Here is a 6,587-nt window from a genome sequence, read left to right on the forward strand (position 1 = left end):
CCGGCTCTGCCCTGAGCCGATTCGTACGACGTCATGCCCGCACCCTTCGTACGGTCGCGGGCATGACGCCCTACGCACCCACTGATGTCATCGACCTCACGCCCCGGCTGCGCATGCTGCGCTTCCCCGTCGGCCAGGCCTACCTCTGGCGCGACGGCGGCGAGTTGACCCTCGTCGACGCGGGCGCGCCCGGAGCGGGCGAGCCCGTCGCGGACGTCGTACGGGACTGGGGGCACGCTCCCGAGGACGTACGGCGGATCGTCCTGACGCACTTCCACGAGGACCACGCGGGCGGCGCCGGGGAGTTCGCGCGGCTGAGCGGCGCCGACGTGTACGCGCACCGGCTGGACGCACCGTTCGTCCGGGGCGAGGAGCCGGGCCCCGGGCCGGTCTACGAGGACTGGGAACGCCCGATCCACGAGCAGGCCCTGGACCAGCTCCCGCCGCCTCCGGCCGCCCCTGTGCTCTCTTACGAAGTAAGGGAGTTGAACGACGGGGACGTGCTCGACTTCGGCGACGGGGCGCGCGTGGTCGCGGCGCCCGGACACACCGAGGGGTCGATCGGGATCCATCTCCCCCGGCACGGCGTGCTGTTCACCGGCGACGCGATCGCGGCGTCGCCCCTGGACGGCCAGGTGATGCCCGGCGTGTTCAACCTGGACAAGGAGCGGGCGCTCGCCTCGTTCCGGCGGCTCGCCGCGCTCGACAGCGAGGTGGCCTGCTTCGGGCACGGCGATCCGGTGGTGGGCGGCGCGGGCGCGGCGCTGCGAGCGGCGCTCCGGCGCGCTCACCCGACCGGCACGCCCGCCTCCAGGTAGTGGGCGGCGCCGCGTTCGCGCGCCCTGAGGGCCCAGCGCAGCCGTTCGAACCGGACGGGCGGCAGCAGCGCGGACGCCTCGCTCTCCGTCACGAACCGCCATTCCCGCAGCTCGGGCCCCGGCAGCAGCACCTCGTGGGCCCGCGCGCCCGCGAGCCGGCCGCCGTCGAAGAGCAGCCGCAGGCCGCCGTAGCCGGGCGGCACGGGCGCCTCCCAGTCGACGACCAAGAGGCGCGGCAGCTCGTCGAGCTGTATCCCCGTCTCCTCCGCCACTTCGCGCACACCCGCGCGCGCGGGTGCCTCGCCCGCCTCGACGACGCCGCCGGGGAACTCCCAGCCCGGTTTGTACGTGGGGTCGACGAGCAGCACCCGGTCCTCGTCGTCGAAGAGCAGCACGCCCGCCGCGACGGTCTCCGCGGTCGGCTCGGGCGTCTGCACGATGTCGCAGGACGGCGCGTCCCCGGCGCGCAGCGCGGCGGCGATCCGCACGGCGGTCTCGTACGGGGACAGGGCGCCGTTGTCGACGGGGTAGGCGTCGGCGGCGAGCCAGCCGCCGAGCGCGGCCCGGTACGGTTCGATGTCGGCGGGTGCCTCCCCGGCGGGGTCACGGGAACGCAGGATCGTTTCCCCAGGAGCAAGCACCACATGGCACACAGGAATCCGCCGGGCCGCAAGCCCACCGAAGACCTCGTCCCGGTACTCCTGGCGCAGCAATCCCATGGGCACCACGAGCACTCCGCCCAGTTCGGCGAGGAGAGCGGCAGCGGTGTCGACGACGAGGCGTCGCCAGATCGGCAGGTCCTGACAGGAGTTGACCTCGGCGAGCCGCTTGGCCGGCAGCAGCCGCTCCAGCTCGCCGTCGATCACCTCGGGGTCGAAGAGTGTGCAGTCGGGGATCAGGTCGATCAACTCCCGCGCCGCGGAGGTCTTTCCCGCGCGGGACGCCCCGTTGATCCAGACGATCACGGTTCCCCCTCTTCCATTGGCCCCCTGTGGCTTGCCCGCAACACCCTGCCACGGAAACCAGCCGCTGATGAGGAGATCCGTGCATAGGGCAGCGACCGTGCCGGGCGCCAGGGGGCCCGTAGCGTACGGTGCCCGCCCACCGCCCAGGGAAGTCGCGGCAGACGGGCCTCCGTACCGGGCGGTCGCACGCCATGACACCGCCCGCGCGCCTCCGGATATCGGGGGAACCCGGGAGACGCTCGCAGGAGGCCCGCCGGCAGGACGGCGCCCACCGCTGCCCGACGGTCGGCGGCCGGTCCCGATCACGGCCTCCCGCGCTTTCTTCGGGCCAGTCAAGCGCGACCCGACGGCGGGCGACACCGTGTGTGCGCCCCCGGTGACGGTGCGGAGTTCACACGGGGTGTGCGACAAATACACGGGCTGTGAACGGTGAAATACCTCTAGACGTCAAGCGATTTCGGGGATATTCACCCCTTCAAGTGACGTAAGCCGCTCAGGAATCGTTACGTCATCACAGCGTACGAGCCCTCCGGCTAGCGTGATCGGCCAGGCACCCCGGACCCCGGTGACCTCGTCCCGCCCGCCCGGCACCGCCATGGAATCGGCCGGGCACTTGACCCGGGGGGCCAGATGCTACAGAACCAACCGCAGGGCTGCGCTCTCGAAGCCCTCAGCAACGCGACCGAGCCCGGCGAGGAAGTCCCCGCGCCCAGGCTGCGCACCGTCGAGGACTGCATCGTCGTCGAACTGTTCGGCGAGGTCGACATTCTGACGTTCCACCGGCTCGCCCCGCTCCTCGATCCCGTGGCCGCGGGGCCCTACCGCGTCGTCGTGATCGATCTGACCGGCACCACGTTCTGCGACTGCTCCGGGCTCAGACTCCTCGAGCGCGCCGCCCGAAGGGCGCGCCAACGGGACGGCCGCGTCTCCGTGGTGTGCACCCAGCGCCTCACGCTCCGCCTCATCGACATGGGCGGCCTGGCCGGGCTGCTGGCGCCGGTGGCGACGGTGGGCGAGGCGCTCCGCGTCGGCGAGGAGGTGGCCGACTAGGGCCCTTGTGACGGATCCCGCCGGAGTCGCGAGCCCCGGCGGGCGGCCACGGGCCGACGGTGCGTCACACCGCCTGCCGGTGCGCCCCGTTCACGCCCGCACCCGGGCGCAGCGCCGCTGCCGCCGCGCCCACGAGCCCCGCGTCCGTGCCCGTCGACGCGGGAGCCACCGTGAGGCCCTGCACGAACGACAGCGTGGCGTAGTCGCGCAGCGCGCGGCGCAGGGGCGTGAACAGGACGTCGCCCGCCTTCGCCACGCCGCCGCCGATCACCGCGATGTCGATCTCGACGAGCGTCGCGGTCGCCGCGATGCCCGCCGCGAGGCCCTGGGCCGCGCGCTCGAAGGAGGCGATCGCCACCGGGTCGCCGGCCCGGGCGGCGCGGGCCACCGCGGCGGCGGTGGCGTCGCCGTCGGCCCCCGGCTGCCAACCCTCGGCGAGGGCGCGGCGGGCGATGTTCGGGCCGCTGGCGATCCGCTCGACGCAGCCGCGCGCGCCGCACGGGCAGGGGTCGCCGTCCAGATCGACGCTGATGTGGCCGATGTGGCCCGCGTTCCCGGTCGGGCCGGGGCGCAGCTCGCCGCCCAGGATCAGTCCGCCGCCGACGCCGGTGGACACCACCATGCACAGCGCGTTGTCGTGGCCGCGGGCCGCACCCTGCCAGTGCTCGGCCGCCGTGATCGCGACCCCGTCACCGATCAGCTCGACGGGCAGCTCGCCGGTCACCGCGCGGACCCGGTCGACCAGCGGGAAGCCGCGCCACCCCGGCACGTTGACCGGGCTGACCGTGCCGCGCGAGCGGTCCACGGGCCCGGCGCTGCCGATGCCCACCGCGCGCACCCGGGGCCACGGCGCGGCGGCCGTCAGCTCCCGGAGCACGGCCTCCACCGCGGCCATCACCGTGTCGCCGTCCTCCTGAGCGGGGGTCGGCCGCTGCGCTCGTACGAGGAGGCGACCCCGGTCGTCCACAAGGGCACCGGCGATCTTGGTGCCGCCGATGTCGAGCGCGGCGACGAGGTCCATGTGCATCTGTGTCAGTTCCCCCGGAAAGGCAGGTCGAATGCGCGACTGCGGGTCGACAGTCGGCCAATGGTCGACAGTCTCTCTCGCATCTGACAACGTTGTCCAGGCCCTATGCTCGACGCCACACGCCGAGACGACAGGACAGGACAGCGCACAGTGGACCGTACCGCCCCCCGCACCGAGAACCGCTACGGCAACCGACCGACGATGAAGGACGTCGCCGCGCGGGCCGGGGTCGGTCTGAAGACGGTGTCCCGTGTCGTCAATGCGGAGCCCGGAGTCACCGAGGACACGGAGCGCCGCGTCCAGGAGGCGATCGCCGCGCTCGGCTTCCGGCGCAACGACAGTGCACGCGTCCTGCGCAAGGGCCGTACGGCGAGCATCGGACTGGTCCTGGAGGATCTGGCGGACCCGTTCTACGGGCCGCTCAGCCGCGCCGTCGAGGAGGTCGCGCGGGCGCACGGGGCGCTGCTGATCAACGGGTCGAGCGCCGAAGACCCGGAGCGGGAGCAGGAGCTGGTGCTCGCGCTGTGTGCGCGGCGGGTGGACGGGCTCGTGGTGATCCCCGCGGGCGCCGACCACCAGTACCTGGAGCCGGAGATCGCGGCCGGCGTCGCGACCGTCTTCGTGGACCGCCCCGCCGGGCAGATCGACGCGGACGTGGTCCTTTCCGACAACTTCGGCGGCGCGCGCGACGGTGTCGCCCACCTCGTCGCGCAGGGCCACCGCCGCATCGGCTTCATCGGCGACCAGCCCCGCATCCACACGGCGATCGAGCGTCTGCGCGGTTATCGGGCGGCCATGGAGGAGGCAGGGCTCGACGTCGCCGACCGGTGGGTGTCGCTCGGCGTCACCGATCCCGAGCGGGTGCGGCGCGCGGCCGAGGAGATGCTGACGGGCCCCGATCCGGTCACGGCGATCTTCTCGGGCAACAACCGGGTGACCGTCACCGCGATCCGTGTCCTGGCCGAGCGAGAGCGGCCCGTCGCCCTCGTCGGCTTCGACGACATCGAGCTGGGCGATCTGCTGAAGCCGGGTGTGACGGTGGTGGCGCAGGACGCCGCGCAGCTCGGCCGCACGGCGGCGGACCGCCTCTTCCTCCAGTTGGACGGGGCCGCGCTGCCGCCGGAGCGCATAGAGCTGACGACGCGGCTGATCCAGCGCGGCTCCGGCGAGATCCCGCCGAGCGACTGAGCCGCACCACGACGCACAGCTGCCCCTCCCCGGCCGTCCCCGGGGAGGGGCAGTGTCCGTTCGACCGGGCTCCTACTCGGCCGTGGCGGTCAGGTCGCCGCGGCGCGGGGCCGAGTAGCCCTCCAGGTCGGCGCGGGTGAGGCCGGAGCGGCGGGCGACCTCGGCGACGTCGAGGGCGCCGCAGTCCAGACCGCGCAGCAGGTAGCCGGCGAGGGCCTTGGCGGTGGCGGGCTCGTCGGCGATGTCGCCCTCGGCCTGGTTGGCGTAGGCGGACAGGCGCGCGGCGGCGGCCTCGAAGCCCTCGCGGTAGAAGGCGAAGACGGCGGCGTAGCGCGTCGGGATGTGGCCGGGGTGCATGTCCCAGCCCTGGTAGTAGGCGCGGGCGAGGGCGCGCCGTGTGAGGCCGAAGTGCAGGCGCCAGGCGTCGTGCACCTTCGCCGTGGAGCCGACGGGCAGCACGTTGGTGGAGCCGTCCGAGACGCGGACGCCGGTGCCGGCGGCGGCGACCTGCATGACGGCCTTCGCGTAGTCGGCGGCCGGGTGGTCGCTGGCCTGGTAGGCGGCGGAGACGCCGAGGCAGGCGCTGTAGTCGAAGGTGCCGTAGTGCAGGCCGGTGGCGCGGCCCTCGGCGGCCTCGATCATGCGGGCCACCGTGGCGGTGCCGTCGCCGCCGAGGATGGACTGGCTGGTCTCGATCTGGATCTCGAAGCCGATCCGGCCGGCCTCGAGCCCGTGCTGCGTCTCGAACGCCTCCAGGATCCGCACCATGGCCGTGACCTGCTCGGGGTATGTGACCTTGGGCAGGGTGAGCACGAGGCCCTCGGGCAGGCCGCCGTGCTCCATGAGGCCGGTGAGGAAGATGTCGAGGGTGCGGATGGCGCGGTCGCGGACCGCCTCCTCCATGCACTTCATCCGGATGCCCATGTACGGGGCGGCGGTGCCGTTCGCGTACGCCTCGGCGATGAGGCGGGCGGCGCGCGCGGCGGTCTCGTCCTCGTCGGCGTCGGAGGCGGGCCGGTAGCCGTCCTCGAAGTCGACGCGCAGGTCCTCCACCGGCTCGCGCTCCAGCTTGGCGCGTACGCGGGTGTAGACGGGCTCGGCGAGCTCCTCGCTCAGGCCGAGGACGGCGGCGAAGGAGGCGGCGTCCGGGGCGTGCTCGTCGAGCTGCGCGAGGGCCTTGTCGCCCCAGGTGCGGATGGTGTCGGCGGTGAACGCGTCACCGGGGACGTAGACCGTGTGAACGGGCTGACGGGTGCCGGGGTCTCCCGGGTAGCGGCGGGCGAGCTCCGCGTCGACCGGGGCGAGTGAGGCGCTGATGCTCTCGCTGACCGCGCCCGCGAGGCTCGTCGACACCTTCTCCTGCTGACCCATTCGTGCACTCTCCGTATGCTCGATGTTTCCACTTCACGGAATCAACAATCCGTATAGCGAAGTTAACCGTCGCCGTGATCGGCGTCAATGGGTCTTTTCCGTCGCCCCGTCACGCGGACGGGGCCGCGCGGTGCGAACACCACGCGGCCCCGTCGACGTCGGAACTGT

Annotated in this window: 6 protein-coding genes; 3 read left to right on the plus strand and 3 right to left on the minus strand. The window is 73.3% G+C overall.

Annotated features, from left to right (window positions below; translation table 11 throughout):
• The first annotated feature begins 62 nt into the window (after nucleotides 1-62).
• On the plus strand, nucleotides 63-818 hold the full coding sequence (locus ACY34M_RS32790; protein ID WP_462721838.1) for an MBL fold metallo-hydrolase: 756 nt from the start codon (nucleotides 63-65) through the stop codon (nucleotides 816-818).
• Here ACY34M_RS32790 and ACY34M_RS32795 read toward each other — a convergent pair.
• Nucleotides 788-1,783, minus strand: a complete 996-nt coding sequence (locus tag ACY34M_RS32795) for an NUDIX domain-containing protein (RefSeq protein WP_462721837.1) — start codon at nucleotides 1,781-1,783, stop codon at nucleotides 788-790. The genes ACY34M_RS32790 and ACY34M_RS32795 overlap by 31 nt on opposite strands.
• 630 nt (nucleotides 1,784-2,413) lie before the next feature.
• Here ACY34M_RS32795 and ACY34M_RS32800 point away from each other — a divergent pair.
• The gene (locus ACY34M_RS32800; protein WP_462721836.1) at nucleotides 2,414-2,833 is read left to right on the plus strand and encodes an anti-sigma factor antagonist; all 420 of its coding nucleotides are present in this window, start codon (nucleotides 2,414-2,416) and stop codon (nucleotides 2,831-2,833) included.
• 64 nt (nucleotides 2,834-2,897) lie between these two features.
• Here ACY34M_RS32800 and ACY34M_RS32805 read toward each other — a convergent pair whose 3' ends face one another.
• The gene (locus ACY34M_RS32805; protein WP_462721835.1) at nucleotides 2,898-3,860 is read right to left on the minus strand and encodes an ROK family protein; all 963 of its coding nucleotides are present in this window, start codon (nucleotides 3,858-3,860) and stop codon (nucleotides 2,898-2,900) included.
• 105 nt (nucleotides 3,861-3,965) lie between these two features.
• On the opposite strand from ACY34M_RS32805, the gene ACY34M_RS32810 reads away from it, so the two are divergent.
• Nucleotides 3,966-5,048, plus strand: a complete 1,083-nt coding sequence (locus ACY34M_RS32810; RefSeq protein WP_462721834.1) for a LacI family DNA-binding transcriptional regulator — start codon at nucleotides 3,966-3,968, stop codon at nucleotides 5,046-5,048.
• A 72-nt stretch (nucleotides 5,049-5,120) separates the two neighbouring features.
• On the opposite strand, the gene ACY34M_RS32815 is transcribed toward ACY34M_RS32810, so the two are convergent.
• Nucleotides 5,121-6,419 carry a DUF6986 family protein gene (locus ACY34M_RS32815; RefSeq protein ID WP_462721833.1) on the minus strand — a complete coding sequence of 433 codons (1,299 nt, stop codon included), beginning with the start codon at nucleotides 6,417-6,419 and terminating at the stop codon, nucleotides 5,121-5,123.
• Between the last annotated feature and the right edge of the window lie 168 nt (nucleotides 6,420-6,587).

It is taken from the genome of Streptomyces sp. EDA2-14 (genome assembly GCF_054963755.1).